The 17305-nt window shown below is 64.3% G+C and carries 18 protein-coding genes; 12 read left to right on the top strand and 6 right to left on the bottom strand.

Annotation, left to right across the window (positions count from 1 at the left end; translation table 11 throughout):
* Positions 1–11 precede the first annotated feature (11 nt).
* From KG104_RS07630 to KG104_RS18205, 3 genes are all read right to left on the bottom strand, one after another.
* A complete protein-coding gene (locus tag KG104_RS07630) occupies positions 12–506 on the bottom strand; it encodes a nuclear transport factor 2 family protein (protein WP_207346628.1) in 495 nt (164 codons plus the stop codon).
* A 177-nt stretch (positions 507–683) separates the two neighbouring features.
* Positions 684–1850: an acetyl-CoA C-acetyltransferase gene (locus tag KG104_RS07625; RefSeq protein WP_104054565.1), complete on the bottom strand. Its 1167-nt coding sequence runs from the start codon at positions 1848–1850 to the stop codon at positions 684–686.
* A 44-nt stretch (positions 1851–1894) separates the two neighbouring features.
* A complete protein-coding gene (locus tag KG104_RS18205; RefSeq protein ID WP_273545211.1) occupies positions 1895–2026 on the bottom strand; it encodes a hypothetical protein in 132 nt (43 codons plus the stop codon).
* 241 nt (positions 2027–2267) lie between these two features.
* On the opposite strand from KG104_RS18205, the gene KG104_RS07620 reads away from it, so the two are divergent.
* On the top strand, positions 2268–3848 hold the full coding sequence (locus KG104_RS07620; RefSeq protein WP_104054867.1) for a peptide chain release factor 3: 1581 nt from the start codon (positions 2268–2270) through the stop codon (positions 3846–3848).
* On the opposite strand, the gene KG104_RS07615 is transcribed toward KG104_RS07620, so the two are convergent.
* Complete coding sequence (locus KG104_RS07615; RefSeq protein ID WP_207346627.1) at positions 3849–4451, bottom strand: TetR/AcrR family transcriptional regulator; 603 nt, start codon at positions 4449–4451, stop codon at positions 3849–3851.
* 48 nt (positions 4452–4499) lie between these two features.
* On the opposite strand from KG104_RS07615, the gene KG104_RS07610 reads away from it, so the two are divergent.
* The 7 genes from KG104_RS07610 to KG104_RS07580 all read left to right on the top strand — a co-directional run bounded on the left by KG104_RS07610 (position 4500) and on the right by KG104_RS07580 (position 11313).
* A complete protein-coding gene (locus tag KG104_RS07610) occupies positions 4500–5210 on the top strand; it encodes a CPBP family intramembrane glutamic endopeptidase (protein WP_207346626.1) in 711 nt (236 codons plus the stop codon).
* Positions 5211–5348: 138 nt separating this feature from the next.
* Positions 5349–5627, top strand: coding sequence for a hypothetical protein (locus KG104_RS07605; protein ID WP_207346625.1), 279 nt, complete (start codon positions 5349–5351; stop codon positions 5625–5627).
* A 179-nt stretch (positions 5628–5806) separates the two neighbouring features.
* Positions 5807–7198 carry a DUF6421 family protein gene (locus KG104_RS07600; RefSeq protein WP_104160841.1) on the top strand — a complete coding sequence of 464 codons (1392 nt, stop codon included), beginning with the start codon at positions 5807–5809 and terminating at the stop codon, positions 7196–7198.
* Positions 7199–7972 carry an SDR family NAD(P)-dependent oxidoreductase gene (locus KG104_RS07595; RefSeq protein WP_207346624.1) on the top strand — a complete coding sequence of 258 codons (774 nt, stop codon included), beginning with the start codon at positions 7199–7201 and terminating at the stop codon, positions 7970–7972.
* Positions 7973–8015: 43 nt separating this feature from the next.
* On the top strand, positions 8016–9107 hold the full coding sequence (locus tag KG104_RS07590; RefSeq protein ID WP_237688692.1) for a threonine aldolase family protein: 1092 nt from the start codon (positions 8016–8018) through the stop codon (positions 9105–9107).
* A gap of 190 nt (positions 9108–9297) precedes the next feature.
* Entirely contained in the window at positions 9298–9927 is a 630-nt protein-coding gene (locus KG104_RS07585) for a DUF3000 domain-containing protein (protein ID WP_104054868.1), read from the top strand.
* 90 nt (positions 9928–10017) lie between these two features.
* Positions 10018–11313, top strand: a complete 1296-nt coding sequence (locus KG104_RS07580; protein WP_207346623.1) for an HRDC domain-containing protein — start codon at positions 10018–10020, stop codon at positions 11311–11313.
* A gap of 102 nt (positions 11314–11415) precedes the next feature.
* Here the strand turns inward: KG104_RS07580 and KG104_RS07575 are convergent, their stop codons facing one another.
* Positions 11416–13242, bottom strand: a complete 1827-nt coding sequence (locus tag KG104_RS07575; protein ID WP_237686801.1) for an immune inhibitor A domain-containing protein — start codon at positions 13240–13242, stop codon at positions 11416–11418.
* Between the two features lie 232 nt (positions 13243–13474).
* Between KG104_RS07575 and KG104_RS07570 the strand changes: the two genes are divergently transcribed.
* The 4 genes from KG104_RS07570 to KG104_RS07555 all read left to right on the top strand — a co-directional run bounded on the left by KG104_RS07570 (position 13475) and on the right by KG104_RS07555 (position 15540).
* Positions 13475–13906, top strand: coding sequence for a GNAT family N-acetyltransferase (locus KG104_RS07570; RefSeq protein ID WP_237688691.1), 432 nt, complete (start codon positions 13475–13477; stop codon positions 13904–13906).
* The gene (locus KG104_RS07565; RefSeq protein ID WP_207346622.1) at positions 13903–14436 is read left to right on the top strand and encodes a hypothetical protein; all 534 of its coding nucleotides are present in this window, start codon (positions 13903–13905) and stop codon (positions 14434–14436) included. Before KG104_RS07570 ends, KG104_RS07565 begins: the two co-directional genes overlap by 4 nt.
* Positions 14433–14933 (top strand): NfeD family protein, encoded by a 501-nt coding sequence (locus tag KG104_RS07560; RefSeq protein WP_207346621.1) that lies wholly within the window; start codon positions 14433–14435, stop codon positions 14931–14933. The genes KG104_RS07565 and KG104_RS07560 overlap by 4 nt, the downstream gene beginning before the upstream one ends.
* 172 nt (positions 14934–15105) lie before the next feature.
* Positions 15106–15540 (top strand): SRPBCC domain-containing protein, encoded by a 435-nt coding sequence (locus KG104_RS07555; RefSeq protein WP_207346620.1) that lies wholly within the window; start codon positions 15106–15108, stop codon positions 15538–15540.
* 20 nt (positions 15541–15560) lie between these two features.
* On the opposite strand, the gene KG104_RS07550 is transcribed toward KG104_RS07555, so the two are convergent.
* A complete protein-coding gene (locus KG104_RS07550) occupies positions 15561–17282 on the bottom strand; it encodes a bifunctional metallophosphatase/5'-nucleotidase (RefSeq protein ID WP_207346619.1) in 1722 nt (573 codons plus the stop codon).
* Positions 17283–17305: the final 23 nt, after the last annotated feature.

Raw genomic sequence — 17305 nt, 5'->3', positions numbered from 1 at the left:
GCGGGCCGGCCTTAGGCTGCCGTGCCGGAGGCAACGACGCCGGCTTCGGGGGTGGAGGACGAGGCGGCGGCAGACGCGGCGGAGGATTCCGCTGCACCGGAAGGCGCCGTGGACAGGTGCTCGTGAACGGCCAGGATGCGGCTGCCTTGGCGGGTAAACACTATGGTTTCCCGTTCCCGAAGCGTTTCCGTAATCTCCCCCACGCGGGTGGTGGTGTTCACCGTATGGCTGAAGATGGCGCTCGTGCCGCAGAGCTGTACCCGTGCGTCGGTGCTTTCGCAGCCCGTCACGGACCAGCCGTCGGCGAGCCAGCCGTTCCAGAGGTCCTCATACTCGCTCCGGCTTTCAAGGCGCTGCGCTTCAGGGTGAAAAATGAACGTGGCCTCGGGTGAAAACGCCGCGAAGTACGCCCGTGTGTCCGTTCGGGAGAATGCGGCAACGAGCTCCGCCGCCGCAGCGAGGACCTCCCGTTCGGTCAGCTGGTTGACCTGCTGGTGGGAATTCATGACGGTCCTTCCGGCGCTTTACCCAGTGGCCGTACCGGGGAACAGCACGGCCACTGGGTAAACAATTGGTGCTTATTAGACAACACCAGTGTGGAAGTGACACGAGTCACTTGTCAACTGATGCCGTCATCGGCGCCAGCCGGCGGCCCTTCCGTTACTTCTCGCGCAGGAAGGGTCCTACAGCCGGAAGCCCTCATCCAGCCGTTCGATAATGGTGACGTTGGCCTGGCCGCCGCCCTCGCACATGGTCTGGAGGCCGTAGCGGCCGCCGGTGCGCTCGAGTTCATGCAGCAGGGTTGTCATGATCCGGGCACCGGTGGCACCGATCGGGTGCCCCAGGGAGATGCCGCCGCCGTTGACATTCACCTTGTCCATGTCCACATCGAGTTCCCGCTGCCAGGCCAGCACCACCGACGCGAAGGCCTCGTTGATTTCCAGCAGGTCAATCTCGTCCAGGCTCATCCCGCTCCGGCCCAGGGCATGCCGGGTGGCTTCGATGGGGGCGCTGAGCATCATGATGGGATCGTCACCGCGGGCGGAAATGGAATGGATGCGGGCGCGCGGCTTGAGCCCGTAGCGGCGTACGGCATCTTCGGAGGCCAGCAGCAGGACGGCGGCGGCGTCGGAAATCTGCGACGACGTGGCGGCGGTAAGCCGGCCGCCGTCGGACAGCGGAGCGAGTGACTCGATCTTGGCGCGGTTCGGTTCCCGGGGACCCTCGTCGGCGGTGATTCCGTTCAGCGGCAGGATTTCGCGGTCAAAGCGGCCCTGTGCCTGGGCTGCGAGCGCCCGGACGTGGGATTCGACGGCGAAGTCCTCCATTTCGGAACGGGTCAGGCCCCACTTGTCCACCATCATTTCGGCGCCGATGAACTGGGAGACCTTCTGGTCCCCGTACCGCTCAGCCCAGCCGGCGGACCCGGTAAAGGGATCCGGAAAGCCCAGTTCCCGGGCCGCGCTGTTGGCAAAGGAAATCGGAATGGAGGACATGCTCTGTACTCCGCCGGCCAGGACCAAATCACTGGTTCCGCTCATCACGGCCTGCGCTGCGTAGGACACCGCCTGCTGCCCGGAGCCGCACTGGCGCTCCACCGTGGTGCCGGGCACACGCTCGGACAATCCGGCGGCCAGCCAGGAGGTGCGGGCAATGTCCATGGCCTGCGGACCCACCTGGTCAATGGCGCCGAGGATAACTTCATCAAACTCTGCGGAATCGATCCCGGTGCGACGCACGGTTTCGGCGATGACATGGGCGGCCATGTCGGCGGGGTGGACTTTGCTCAGTCCTCCGTTTCGCCGGCCAACGGGAGTGCGGACGGCGTCAATAATAAATGCTTCAGCCACGGGAACAGGCCTTTCGTCGGGAAATTGCTGTGTTTTCCACCACCCTAGGTGATGCAGCCCACGCGGGCACCAATCCAGCGGTATGCGTCCTGCGGACGCGCCTGCGCCGCCGCACCGGAAGCTTGTCGGGCGAGCAGGTGCTCACCGATGCTGTTCGGATCCGGGCACTCGCGCATCCGGTCCGGCTGGAACTGCGCGGCAGGCGAGCGCCGGCCGCAACCGGGGGGATGGGTACTGCACAGTCCGGAGGGCAGAGGCGAACGGCTAGAATGGAAAGGCTGTCATTAATGACAGCACCGCCGCGGGCGTTTCATCCTGCGGCCGCATCCCACCACACGTGAAAGCAGCGGAGTGTCCTTACAGGTTCAGCCCACCGTCAGCGCCACCACCAGTCCGGCCGGCAAAGCGACTGCGGCGATTGTCCGCGAGTCCTCCCGCCGCCGCACCTTTGCGGTGATCTCGCACCCCGACGCCGGTAAGTCCACGCTCACGGAGGCTCTGGCGCTGCACGCCCGCGTGATCGGCACAGCCGGTGCCACCAACGGCAAGGAAAACCGCCGCGAGACGGTTTCCGACTGGATGCAGATGGAAAAGGACCGCGGCATTTCCATCAGCTCCACGGCGCTGCAGTTCGCGTACCGGGACACCGTGATCAACCTGCTCGACACCCCGGGCCACGCCGACTTCTCCGAGGACACCTACCGCGTGCTGGCCGCCGTCGACTGCGCCGTCATGCTGGTGGACGCAGCCAAGGGCCTGGAAACACAGACCATGAAGCTGTTCGAGGTCTGCCGCGCCCGCAACCTGCCGATCATCACCGTGATCAACAAGTGGGACCGCCCGGGCCTGGATCCGCTGGCCCTGATGGACGAAATCACCGAACGCACCGGACTCACCCCCATGCCCCTGACCTGGGCTGTCGGCATTGCCGGCGACTTCCGCGGTGTCTGGGACCTGCAGAAGGACGAATACGTCCACTTTGAACGGCAGAACTCCGGCGCGTCCCTGGCCAAGGAAGAACACCTCAGCCCCGAGGACGCCCTCGCCCGCGAAGGCGACGTGTGGGAGGACTCCCTGGGCGAAGCAGAGCTGGTCATTGACGGCCGCGAATTTGACCGTGACGCTTTCCTCAACGCCAAGGCCACGCCCATCCTGTTCTCCTCCGCCGCATTGAACTTCGGCGTAAAGCAGATCCTGGACGCCCTGGTGGATCTGGCGCCGTCGGCCTCCGCCCGCGAGGACAAGGACGGCGGACTCCGTCCCGTCGAGGCACCGTTCTCCGGCTTTGTCTTCAAGGTCCAGGCCGGCATGAACAAGGCCCACCGCGACCACGTCGCCTTTATCCGCGTCTGCTCCGGCATTTTTGAGCGCGGCATGGTGGTCACGCACTCCAACACCGGCAAGACCTTCGCCACCAAATACGCCCAGCACCTGTTCGGCCGCGAACGCGAAGTGATCGACCAGGCCTACCCGGGCGACGTCGTCGGGCTCGTCAATGCCTCCGCCCTGCGCGTGGGTGACAGCCTGTACGTGGAGGAGCCGGTGGAGTACCCGCCGATTCCGTTCTTCAGCCCCGAGCACTTCCGCGTGGCCCGGTCCAAGGATCCCAGCCGCTACAAGCAGTTCCGCCGCGGCATCGACCAGCTGGAGCACGAGGGCATCATCCAGGTGCTGCGCTCGGACCGGCGCGGAGACCAGGCGCCGGTGCTGGCCGCCGTCGGGCCCATGCAGTTCGAGGTGGTTGAAGACCGCATGACGCAGGACTTCAACGCGCCCATGCGCTACGAGCAGCTCTCCTACTCGCTGGCGAGGCTCACCACCGCCGACGCCGCGGAGATCCTGTCCAACGTGCACGGCGCCGAGGTCTTGGTGCGGACCGACGGTGCGTACGTGGCTGTTTTCAATGATGTGTGGGCGCTGCGCCGGGTGGAAAAGAACCACCCCGAGGTCTCCCTGACCGTCATTGGTACGGAATCCCCCAACAGCCGCGGCTACTAGTCAGCGCTTCAAATCTTTAGGGCCTGAATTCGTCAGTGCCAGAATGGCTTCCCTCAGCGGGATCGGCCGTTCCGGCAGACCGGCGACGGCGCTTTGGGCCGCTCCGTCGATCAACCAGCCAATCCAGGCCGCCAGCTTGGGTGCGCTGACGTCCCGCCGGATGGATGTGTCGCGCTGCCCGATGTCGACATGCCGGACAAGGAAGGCCAGCACGGTTTCGGACTCGGCGGAGAGCATCGCCGCCACCGACGGCTCAGCCGCAACGCCAAGGAGACCGTTCACGAAGGTGGAGTAGGACGAGTCGGCGATGTCACCCTCCAGCGCAGCGGCGTAGGCCAGGATAGCCGCCAGACCTGATGCTTCTGCTTCGATCCGTTCAAGGTCCGCACCCAGGTCATCAACGTCGGAACCGAGGACCGCGACGAGCAGTTCGAGCTTGGTGGGAAAGTAGTGGAAGAACGTGCCGGAGGATATCCCGGCCGCCTGACAAATGGCGGCTGTGGTTGCACCTCTGTAGCCATGCTCGGCGAACTGACCCGCCGCCACCCGAACAATGGCTGAACGCTTCGAATCATATTTGTCACGGTCCACTGGGCGAGGCATTCTGCCACTCTAGCTTTCATGGATCTCCCACTCTAGAGTGGGCGCTCTATGAATCAGTTCGGCAGATCGAACCTGCGGCCGTCGAAGATAAGTGCAGCCGCGGCGAACCGGCCCTGGCTGGCTTGGCTGGTCGTCTTCATTGGCCTTGCCCTCTCCTATTCGCCCCTGTGGCTGCCCCGGGTGTGCCGTGGGTTGGGTATCACTCCGGGGTTCGAGGGTCCTGCCAACTCGATCGTGTGGAACGTCCTCGCCGTCTCACTCCTTCTCGGATACGTGCTGTTGATCGAACGGCGCCCCGTTGCATCCTTGGGGCTGCGGCGTCCGCAGGGCAAAGATCTCGAATGGGCCCTGTATCTGTTCGGGTTCTACATGGCGTGGCAGTGGGCCGTCCTCACCTTTTGGCCGCCCGCCGAGGATTCAGGAACGGCATCCATCACGTCGCTTCCCGTCGTCGCCGTTGCCGGGATGATCGTGTCGGCGGCAGTGTGCGAAGAGATTCTGTACCGCGGCTACCCGATTGAACGCCTCAGTGAGCTGACGCGCCGCCCCTGGCTCGCCTACGTCCTCACCGTGCCCCTGTTCGTCGCTCCGCACACCGTCTTCTTCGGACCTCAGTGGCTCTGGACCTCGGGCATAGGAACCCTTGCGATCTATCTTCTTTACGCCAGGACCCGCAACCTGCCGGCGTGCATGCTGCTTCATCTGGGCATCAACCTGCCCATCCTGATTCCGACGGTCGCCCACAGGCTCGGCGGGTAGCGCGGACCGCAGATGCTCACCGGTTCGCCGCCCCAAAACCGAAACCGGGGTATAGGCTCGCTGCCACACGGGTTATTCGAGCCAGCGAGGGACGCAATGAGATACGTGAAGCAACTCGGGGGAAGCACACTCGTGGTGATGGCGTTAGCCGTCGCCCTTACCGGATGCGCCTCGGACGGTGACCTCAGTTTCAGCAACGAGGGGGCCGAAGATGTCACGGTGTCCACCGGAGACCAGGAATTCACCGTCGAATCGGACGGCGGTGTCCATATCCTCGGATACGGCTGCACCGAGGGGGACACCACCGTGCGGTTCCCGACGGGCCAGGAGGTTGTCCTCACTGAGCGCGTGTGCCCGGACCGGCAGGTCGTCATTCGGGACGGCACAGTGAACGTGGAGCCGTCTTCGACCGGCTAAGCATCCTGTGACCCGCAGCACACGTTACGGTCATTACCTGAGATTCAAGGCTCAGCATAAGTAGTGCTTATGTGTCACGCTAAACAGCGTAAGCGTTAGTTTTTCGTGAGTATGCTCGACGCATTACTTCTCTGCCGCTCCACTGCTTCGGGGCGGCCTCCCTCCGGAAGGTCGCAGCCATGTCTGTCTCAGCGTTCCCCTCGCTTTCCCACCCCGGCTTTACCGCCGTTTCCGCCGGCAGCAGCCCGGAGACCTCCGAGGCCTGGCAGGCACTCAAACAGGCCGCCACGGACCTGCAGCCGCTGCAGAACAAAAACGGATCAGTGGACACGGACAACCGTGCCGCTGCCGAAGAACTCATTTCAGTGATTGCTGCCGCCGTCGAGGCGCTGGCTCCGGCCTTCGAGCACGACGCCGAATACCTGTCCCTGGTGGTCCAGGACCTGCAGCGCTGGGTCGCCGGCGGCCTGGGCGAACCGGATTTCCTCGATTCCCTGCTCGCGTTCTCCCCGCAGCTGAACCGGACGGACGGCCTGCAGCACCTGGTGCTGTTCCCCATGTACACGCAGAACGGCTCCACGAACCGTTACGTGGAAGCGGTCCTGATCGAGGTTGTCTGGCCCGAGTTCATCGGCGAACTCGAAGCCGGCGAGTACTCCAACAAGCTCTTCGTACCCATCCGCTTCCTGGACTTCACCCCGGGCTACGACACCAACTCGGCAGTGCTCTTCCCCGAAACCGTGGCCGTCCGCGAAACGCCCACCTTCACCTGGGGCGCCATCTTCGCCGACCGCGAAGCTGCCCGGTTCCGCCGCGTCCTGCGCGCTGCCGCTGAGATCACCTCGCTGCAGCTGCCCGAGGATGCCGCCGCCCTGCTGGATGACCAGAAACTGGCACAGGACACCTTTGTCATGTGGGACCTGATCCATGACCGCACGCACATGCGCGGGGACCTCCCCTTTGACCCGTTCATGATCAAACAGCGCATGCCGTACTTCCTTTACTCCCTCGAGGAACTGCGCTGCGACCTCACGGCCTTCCGCGAAGCAGTGAAGATCGAAAAGGACGAGGACGCTTCCCCGGAGGCCCGCAAACATGCCACGCTGGTGCAGTACGCGGTGATCTTTGACCGGATCTTCCGGTTCGCCATTACAGGCAGCCGGGTGCGCAACTATGACGGCCTCGGCGGGCAGCTGTTGTTCGCCTGGATGCACCAGAACCACGTCCTGCACTGGACCGACGGCAAGCTGAGCATCGACTGGGAAGACGTGGCCGACGTCGTTGTCCGCCTGGGCGCGAACATCGAGGACCTGTACTGGCGCTCCATTGACCGGCCGAAGACCGCCCACTGGTTTGCCGCCTACGATCTGGTGTCCGCCACGCTGACGCCGAACCCGGCCTCCGTTTGGGCCAAGGGTCCGGACGCCCTGCCGTTGGACGGGCCGCCGCGCGGGCTCACCGACCAGGTGCTGGACGACGAATTTCCGCTGTCCATGTTCTACGAAGCGCTGTCCAAGAAGATGGCTCCGGTCATCGAATCCACGTCGGGAATCACAGGGAGTTCGAACTAAATGAGCACAACGCCGGCCACCGGAACGTCCGCCTCTGACCAGTCTGTGCGGGGCCGTACCGTTTTGGTGGCCGGCGCGGCCTCCGCGTCCGGCGTCGCGGTCTGCAAAGCACTGGAAGCCGCCGGTGCCAAGGTTGTGGCGGTGGGCCGCGACGCCGCCCGGCTCGAAAACACCCTCTTTGGCCTGCTCGACGCCGATCTGCGCACCTGCGACCTGTCCCGTCCCGGCGACGTGGACGCCCTCTCCCAGGATCTGCAGGAAATGTACGGCGGGATTGACGGGCTGATCCATCTGGTGGGCGGCTGGCGCGGCGGCGGCGGCATCACCGGGCAGAAGGAAGACGACTGGGATTTCCTGCAGACCAACATCCTGCAGACCCTGCGCAACGTCAGCCGCAGCTTCTACGACCAGCTGGCAGCGTCCGACGACGGCCGGCTCGCCATCGTTTCCTCCACCTCCGTGGACTCCCCCACCGCCGGAGGCGCCGGGTACGCCGCAGCCAAGGCCGCGGCCGAAGCCTGGGTGCAGGCAATTGCGCAGGGCTTCCGCCGCGCGCAGTCCGGCGCCAAGGAAAACGCTCAGCCGCAGCACTCGGCCGCCGTCGTCTTTGTGGTCAAGGCCCTCGTGGATGACTCCATGCGTGCGGCCCAGCCGGACCGCGACTTCAGCACCTACACCGATGTGCAGACCCTGGCCGGGGCCGCCGTCGACCTTTTTAGCCAGGATGCGGCGCAGCTGAACGGGCAGCGCATCTCCCTGGTACCGCAGTCCTGAGCCGCGGTTCGAACCGAAACACCCGTAAGAGATACTGGACACTGTGACCAACATTTCCCCCCTGCATGACATATCCATCCGCGCGTTTGCCTCGGACAACTATTCCGGAGTCCATCCCGAAATCCTGGACGCGCTGACCGCAGCCAACCAGGGCCATCAGGTGGCCTACGGCGAAGACGTCTACACGGCCAAGCTGCGCGAGGTGCTGACTGCGCACTTCGGCTCGAAAATGCGCGCCTTCCCGGTGTTCAACGGCACCGGCGCCAACGTGACAGCGCTGCAGTCGCTGCTGCCGCGCTGGGGCGCCGTCATCTGCGCCTCCACCGCCCACATCAATGTGGACGAAAACGGTGCGCCGGAACGGATCGGCGGCATGAAACTGCTGCAGATCCCCGCCGCGGACGGCAAGCTCACGCCCGCACTGATTGACCAGGAGGCCTGGGGCTGGGGCGACGAGCACCGTGCGCAGCCGCTGGCCGTGTCCATCACCCAGTCCACCGAGTTGGGCACTTTGTACACGGTGGAGGAAATCACCGCCATTGCCGAGCACTGCCATAAGCACGGCATGCTCCTGCACATGGACGGGGCCCGGCTGGGCAATGCCGCCGCAGCGCTGGGCGTGGGCATGGGTGCCATGACCACCGACGCCGGCGTGGACATTCTGTCCCTGGGCGGCACCAAGAACGGCATGATGTACGGCGAGTGCATCGTCTCACTGAATCCGGAGGCCTCCCCCGGCCTGGATTACCTGCGCAAGATGAACATGCAGCTGGCGTCCAAGATGCGCTTCATTTCAGCCCAGTTCGTCACGCTGTATGAGGACGATCTCTGGCTGCGCTCGGCCTCACACGCGAACGCCATGGCACAGCGGCTGCGGGCAGCGGTGGAGAAGATCGACGGCGTGGAGCTGACCCAGCCCACCGAGTCCAACGCTGTCTTCGCCAAACTGCCGGCCGGCGTTGCGGACCGCCTGCGCTCCTCGTTCCGGTTCTACGACTGGGACCAGGCCACGGGAGAGGTGCGCTGGATGTGCACGTTCGACACCTCAGAAGCCGACGTTGATGCGTTCGCCGAGGCCATTGCCCGCGAGGTTGCTGCGGATCCCGACGCTCCCGGAGAGTCTGCGCTGAGCTAGCAGCTGTGGTCCCGGAGCTGTTCCGGCAGCTCCGGGACCGGAAAAGCCGGCGGTACGTCCGGGCAAACAACCCCGGGCCCTCCCGCCACCGGCAGCTGAGGCCTAGGCTGGGCAGATAACAAAAGGGACACTTCGGCGAGCCTGAACCTTTGCCCGAGGTCTGCGCCAGTAACCTGCGAAGGTGAGTGCAATCGGTGACTTATCACAAGTACCCCCAGACTTCCTGAAAGCCCTCGGTTCGCTGCGGCGCGCCCGGTGCCGCCCTGAGCTGCATCTAAACGAGATCCCGGCACCGGCCCGGTTGGCGCCTTTTGCGGTGTCACTGGGTGCGGAGATTCTCGCGAGTGGACCGCTGGCACGTGCTGAGGGCCTCGGCCACGGCCCGTCCGGAATCGTCATTCCGGAACAAACCGAGCTGGCCACCGGCCGCTTTATCCTCCTGCATGACCCCGAGGGGTCTGACGTATGGAACGGAACGTTCCGGATTGTTACCTATATCCGGGCCGAACTGGAGCCGGACATGGGCAACGATGAACTTGTTGGTTCAGTCGCCTGGACGTGGCTCGTGGAAGCCCTGCAGGAACACCATGCCGGATACTCCAACGCCGGGGGCACCGCCACCCGAATCCTCTCGGAAAGCTACGGAACACTCGCCGGCCGGGGCGATGCCATTGATATTGAGCTGCGTGCCTCCTGGACCCCGGATTCCGCCGATGTGCAGGAGCATTTGGAAGCCTGGTCGGACATGGTCTGCACCTTTGCCGGGCTACCTCCCCTGCCCGAGGGTGTCACTCCGCTGCCCAGGGTGCGCCGAAGCTAGGGCAAGACGCCCAGAATTGGACACCCCGAACCAGGCGGGGGTGCCCGTGTGTCACTGCGGCACCGCCGGACTCGATAGACTGAAGGTCTTATGACCGCGCAGATACCCGGCTCCCCCGTCCACACCCCTTCCGCTGACCCGAACGACGAGCCGGTTGAGCTCCCGCTGCTGGAGGCACCAAGAGACGGGGTGCCCCTGGTCATCGACACTCCCCGCGGACTGGAACGGGCCGCCAAGGCTCTCGCCGCCGGCACCGGACCCGCAGCCGTCGACGCTGAACGCGCTTCCGGCTTCCGCTACGGCCAGCGCGCTTTCCTGGTCCAGATTCGCCGTGAAGGCGCCGGCACCTGGCTGATCGATCCGGAACCGTTCGACAACCTGGATATCATCAACGACGCTCTGCAGGGCGTGGAATGGATTCTGCACGCAGCCAGCCAGGATCTGCCCTGCCTGTCGGAACTGGGCATGTGGCCGGACAAGCTTTTCGACACGGAACTCGCCGCACGTCTGGCGGGACTCCCGCGCGTCGGCCTGGCCGCGGTGATTGAGAACCTGCTCGGCTTTACCCTGGCAAAGGAGCACTCGGCCGCCGACTGGTCCACCCGCCCGCTGCCCGAGCCGTGGCTGCGCTACGCCGCCCTGGACGTTGAGGTCCTCGCCGAGCTTCGCATTGAACTGATCAAGGTACTCGACGACGCCGGGAAACTTACCTTCGCGGAGCAGGAGTTTGAAGCGATCCGGACGGCACCGCCGTCGGCCCCGCGGGTGGACCCGTGGCGCCGCACCAGCGGGATGCACCAGTTGCGTGACCGCCGGCAGCTGGCCGTTGTCCGCGAACTGTGGACCGAGCGCGAGCACCTGGCCGAAAACCGGGACACCGCACCGGGCCGGCTCATCCCGGACTCCGCTATTGTGGCGGCCGCCCGGGCCATGCCCACCACCGTCCCGCAGCTGCTGGGCACCCCGGGCTTCCACGGCCGCGCCGCACAGAAGGAAGCACCGCGCTGGCTGCGCTGCATTTCCGCTGGCCGGTCCAGCACCGACCTGCCGCCGCTGCACATTCCCACCCACGCTCCGCCGCCCCCGCGGGTATGGGCCAAGAATGATCCGGAGGCAGCGGCACGCCTGCAAACCGCAAAACCGCGGCTGGCTGCCGTAGCCGAACAGCTGAACCTGCCCCTCGAGAATCTGCTGACTCCCGACACCCTTCGCCGGGTGGCCTGGCGTCCTCCGGCACAGATCAATCTGGATTCGATCAGCTCTGCGCTGCGGGACCTGGGCGCACGCCAGTGGCAGATCGAGCAGACGGCTGCAGTGCTTACCGTCGCGTTCCTTGATCCGGACCCGCTGGTGGAAAAGGAAAAAGACAGCGCCGGCTCCCGATAGGGCGAAGACAACAGGGACCGGAGGAAAACCTCCGGTCCCTGCTGTATTAGTGCCGCAAGACGAGCTCAGCGGACGGGGCCGCGGGGCTCGGCGTGCCGGCAGTTAGTTGACCTTTATGGTCATCATTCCCTTGGGATTGCTCTGGACCACCTTGATGGTGGTTCCGGTTCCGGCCACCACAACGCTGCCCTGCGGATTTGCCGGGTCATAGTACGCGTTCGGGTTGCTGTCGTTGAACACGGCGACGCCTGGCCGCGACGGTACGTTCAGCGTTTTCATCCCGGCCGCCGTTTCGCGGTGCAGCAGAATCGGATCCGTGGCTTCCTTGCCGAACGTTGCATCAAAGCTCTGGATGCGGTTGCGGGCCACAACGCCGTCGGAGAATTTCAGCGCCTGAGGCCGTGCGTCCACCGGGAGAACGAGGCCGGCACCGGGATGCTGGCTCGTGTTGTTGTTGCGCTGCCCGGCGTTCCAGTAGGTCACCAGGAGTCCGTTTTGGTACGGGAAGTGCTCCACCCGGTCCGGAGAGCTGAGTGCCCAGCCGAAGTTGTAGGGCCCGGTCTCCAAGGTGGCGTCATACCCGACGTACTGGCGGTTCTCCGCGATGTAGTACCGTCCGTTGCCGTTGGCGTCCCGCGGGAGGGTAACCACCACGGCCTGCTGTTTCTTGGTGGCGTGGTAGGACGGGCCGAGCATGTGTGTGGATTTCTCGCCCGCGGCGGCAACATCGTAGTCGAGCCAGCCCATCTGCAGCTTTTCCCAGGCACCCATGTGGTTGGGGGTGGAACCAATGGAGTCTTCACCGCGTCCGAGCCAGGAGCCGGAGCTCATGAGGGTCCAGAAGCCGGTTCCGTTGTCCCCGCCTGCGGTGTCGTATAGATCGGGCAGGCCAAGGTCGTGGCCGTATTCGTGGGCGAAAACACCCAGGCCGCCGTTTTCCGGTTCGGTGGTGTAATCGCGGATCCACACCTTGGAGTCCCCGATCCGGATGCCGCCATAGGGATTGGCAGCGGGACCTTGAGTTCCCCTGCCGGCCTGACCCACGGACCAGCGGTGCGACCATATGGTGGATTCCGCCGCCCCGGCTTCTTCACCCTCGCCGGCGTGGATAGCCTGGAAGTGGTCAATGTAGCCGTCCGGCTCATCGAAGTTGCCGTTCTTGTTGTAGTCGTAGCGGTCCCACTGGTCGAAGCCGGCCAGATAGGCGTCGATGTCCGCGGCGCTCTTGCCGGCAGCAATCTGCCCGTCGTACCAGGCATCAGCGGCATCCTGCACAAAGCGCGTCATGTCCGCCTGGGATTCGGTCTGGCCGTAACTCGCGGTGTTGTAGGGCACGGTCACCCAGTCGCTGACGTCACCGTCCACTGTGTAGCGGCCGCTGGACATCTCCTCATACAGGGTCTTCAGGGATTCGCCCTGCGGGTTGAAGAACATGTCCATGTAATGCTCGCGGTCGAACTCCGGGAGCCAATAGGTGGAGTTGTCCGCGCTGCGGTTGGGCTGCGGGATCTGGTTATGCAGCGGCCCGGGAGCGGAATCCGGGAACCGCGGGTCCACCTGGTCACCGAACTCAATCAGGAAGGACAGGATCTGGTCGCTGTCTTCCAGTCCGTACTCCGCCCACTGCCCCGGGGCCACCTGGACGGCCTTGGAGCCGCCGCGGTTCTGGACCGGAGCTTCGCCGCGGACCACCTTTTCCACTGCCTGCTGATTCAGGGCACGCCGTTCGTCTGCGGCGGCATCGGGACGGTCATCGATTTTCCCGGGACTGCCGTTGGCTCCCGGGGCTCCGGCAAAGGTCCCGCCGTCCCCTGCATCCGGCTGGGAAGGCGGAGCTGCCACAGCAGCCAAGGGCGAGAGCAAAAGGACGCTGCTGACGGCCAGCACGGCTGCCTTCCGCGCATTCCTGCGCTTGTTTCGACGAATCAAGTGATCCCCTTAGAACAAAACTTCACGGGTGGAAGTGTGATGGGATAAAGGTAAGGCCCGTTTGAATTAGCGCGGAAACAACATCCACAGCGATTGGCTATTTAGGAGAAATGAAAGGAAATATCCATTGGACCCCTTTCTAAAATGTCGCGAACCCTGTAGTGGAGAGACAATGCGGGTTACAGGTGGAATTCCATGGCCTTTAGCTCCGGTGTACAGATAGGCTGTTGCCGTGCCCAGACTCGAATACGCCGCCGGACCCGATCTGCCGCTGAACGACGTCGTGCGGCTGTACGACTCGGTGGGCTGGAGTGCCTACACCAAGGACCCGGGCAACCTGGCCGCTGCCCTCGCGGGTTCCACACTGCTGGCGGCCGCCCGCGACGGCGATGACTTGGTGGGCCTGGCCCGGATCATTTCAGACGGTCACTCGATTTGTTACCTGCAGGACGTCCTCGTTGATCCCCGGCACCAGCGAACCGGACTGGGCAGGCGCCTGGTCGAATTTGTCCTGGCACCGTACGCCCATGTGCGGCAAAAGGTGTTGCTCACGGACACTGAGCCCGGCCAGAAGGCATTCTACGAATCTCTGGGCTACCGGCAGGCAGGCGGTGACGCCGGAAGCGGATTGCCGCTGCGGGCATTCGTCCGGTTCGATGCATGAAACAGTCCACGCAGCGCGATGCCGCCGTTGTGCTGCTGTTTACAGCCGCTGCGGGTGTGGTGTTGATTGTCCGCGGCAATGAAACCGCAGCCTGGGTGTTTTGTGCGTACTGTTTCGTCTTGGCACTGATGCACATCCGCCGGGAGCGCCGGACCCGGCGCCGTTATGCGGCAAGGAACCAGTGTGAATGCCGGGTCCTGGCGCCCGCTGCTGCGTTCTCCCGGCCGCGGTGGGCGCGTGCACTCGCAACTCCGTATCCGGATTGGTTGACCCTGCAGCCTCTGTCCGGCGGCACACGGGCCGACAATGACCCGCTGGTGGTGCGAACCTCCGATTTCGCGGGGATGCGCAAGGCCTCATTTTCCGAATCCCTGTTCCGGTTCAACCCCGGCTGGGGCGTGGCATCCTTTCACCGCGACGGCGGCGAAGTCCTGATTGCCGCCCCGCCGGCCCTCCTGACGTCATTTACCGGCCCCGCCTCTCCTCACCGCCCGGAACACAGCTCGCAAACACCGGAGGACAACCAATGATCTGGGCCATTTTCCCCGTGGCGTGGGGGCTCGGAATGTGGGTCCTTCTCAGCAACATCATAAAGGGCCACGGCTATTACCCGCCCTCATGGTGGTGGACCACCCTGCCGTTCAGCATCGTCGGTTTCATGGCTGGCGCGCCAACACGGTCCGCCGTCGCCGGCGTCATTGTCGGTTTGCTTGCTGCCATTGTCGTACATCTCTGGGCCTCGGCCCGCATCAGTAAAAGGTATCTGGGGGCGGCGGAAGTCTCTTCCTATCTGGGAAGGCAAGGCACTGTCACCAAGCCGCTTACGAGCCTCGACCACGGGAGAATTAATATGGAAGGCCGGGTCGAAATCGAGGCAGGCCGGATTGTTTATGCCATAACTATAGGAAAAACAGGAAAAGTGGCGCTGCCCAAGGGTACCCGGGTCCGGATTGTCGGCACCACTCCCGGCAACAGGGCCATTGTTGAGCCGCTCGAGAACTTTACCGACGGCTATCTGCTGCACTAGCGGAAAACTGCAATCACCGGCATAACAATCCTGCATACTGCGCTGGCGCCGGGCGGCCCCCTGGCTTAGTCTCGGCGCACCCGGTCAGGTTACTGCGTTCCTTTCCTCCGGTCTCCGATTCTGACCCCCTGTACTTCGGGGGGTCCCTTCACTGTTTGGAAAGGTTGCCGCCATGCCATCCGCCGCGTCCACAGAAACCATTTATTCCACGGTCCTGGCCTGCCCGCCCGAGGACGTGTGGCGCGCTCTGACGGCCTCCAATGTTCCGCGCAGCTGGATGTGGGATTCCAGTCTGCGCGGAACCATGGAGCCGGGCAGTGACTATGCCCTGTACGCCGACGGCAATAACCTCATCGTCGGATCCGTCGTGGAGGCCGACGCCCCGTACCGGCTCGTCCTGACTATTGACGCCCGGTGGGATGACAGGGTTGCTGATGAGCCCGCCGGTGAGTTGGAGTACCTCATCACACCGACGGGCGAACGGGAATGCATGTTTAGTGTCCGGCTGTCGGGGCTGACCGGCGCCACCGCCGCTGCCGTGGAGCAGGACACCCCTGAACTGTACTCCCGGTTTAAATCCTGGTTGGAGCAGAGCGACGCCGGCTGAGAGAGAAGGTTTCCGGCAGGTTAGTCGAAGACGGGCACGCCGCCGCGCACCAGGCGCCAGTTGTTCTCGGCGAAGTCCGCCGGGTCAACGGTGCCCTGAGCCACCACGTAGTCGATGAGCAGCTGGCGGATTTCCGTCTGCTGATTCACCAGGACGGGCGCCGTGGAGATGTGCGGGAAGTTGCCGCCGCCGGACTGCCGGTAGTTGTTGGTGGCTACGGCAAACCGCTGCGCCGGATCCACCGGAGCACCGTTGAAGCTCAGGTTGACGATGCGCTCTCCCACCGGGCGGCTGATGTCGATGTCATAGTCAACGCCGGACATCATGTCGTAGTTGTAGTCAGGAGTGCCGTCTGCGTTGGTCAGGGTGGCCGGATCCACCGGGGCGCCCGGCGCCGTCTGGACGAAGTACTTCGCCGAATACTCCAGGTACTCCTTGATCTGCGCACCCGTCATCTCGACACCGAAGAGGGTGTTGGGGAAGACATACAGCCCGGCCAGATCGCGGATGGTTACCGGGCCGGCGGGGATTTCCGCGGTGCGGCTGAAGGGCGCCACCAGCGACAGCACCGGCAGATCGGCGTTGGGTCCGCCGTCGAGCGCCCGGTCCACGGCAGAGGCCTGAACCGAACCCACAAAATCCATGACGGCTGTGTCGCGGTAGCGTGACTCCGACGCAGGCATGGATTCGGTGGCGGTGCCGATGGGCGTATTGACGTAGTCAATGACCCGCTGGTGCTGTTCGGCCACCAGCTTGGAGATTTCGGGATCCGCCTCAACGGTGTTGGCGTTCAGCAGCGAAGCCGACGCCGATACCACGTCCCACTGGCCGCGCACCTTCTTCAGTTCAAAGTCCATGACGGACAGGCGCATGCCCCAGTTCAGCGGCTCGGTCAACAGCACCTGGTCACCGGTGACCTTGTTCGTCACGAAGCGTTCCGGAATCTCCTGATGGGCGTGTCCCACCAGGACGGCGTCGATGCCGGGCACTGTTTCAGCCAGCTGGGTGGAGGCGTTCTCCAGCGGCAGCTCGGGCCCGTAGGAGGAGGTCCCCGACGTTCCGGAGTGGGCACTGACCACCACAACGTCCGCTCCGCGTGCCTTCATTTGCGGCACGTACTTCTGTGCCTGCTCCACGATGCCCGGGAACTTGAGCTTCCCGTCGACGTTATTTTTGTCCCAAATGGCCACCCCGGGGTTGGTGAGACCCAAGATGCCGACCTTCACGGGTTTGTTGCCCTTGGTCTTCACCGTTTTGATGATGTACGGGGTGAATGCCGGCTTCCCGGACGTTGCATCCACTGCATTTGCGCCAAGCAGCGGGAAATCCAGCTGGCTTTCAAACTTCCGCAGCAGATCAAGTCCATAGTTGAATTCGTGGTTGCCCAGCGCCGCTGCGTCATAATCCATCGCGTTCATGGCCGCAGCCATGGGGTGGATTTCGCCGGTTTCGGTAATGGGTTCCGTGTTGGCGAAGTAATCCGTCAGCGAGGTGCCCTGGATGGTGTCACCGGCGTCGATCAGCAGTGTGGAGGCACTGCCCCGGTCAGCCCGGACTGTGTCCACGAGGGTGGAGATCTTGGCCAGTCCGACGTCGTTGGAGGCGGCGTCATCGTATTCGCCGTCCTTGAAGTAATCCCAGTTCTCGATGTAGCCGTGCAGGTCCGAAGTGCCCAGGACCGTGACGGAGGTTGTCTGGTCCTTGCCGCCGTGGTGCGGGGGCTTGGCTGCAGCCGGGGTCATTGAAACAAATGTCAGTGCGATGG

Source organism: Arthrobacter sunyaminii (genome assembly GCF_018866305.1).
Classification (GTDB): domain Bacteria; phylum Actinomycetota; class Actinomycetes; order Actinomycetales; family Micrococcaceae; genus Arthrobacter_B; species Arthrobacter_B sunyaminii.
This window is presented reverse-complemented; position numbering and strand designations above follow the sequence as displayed.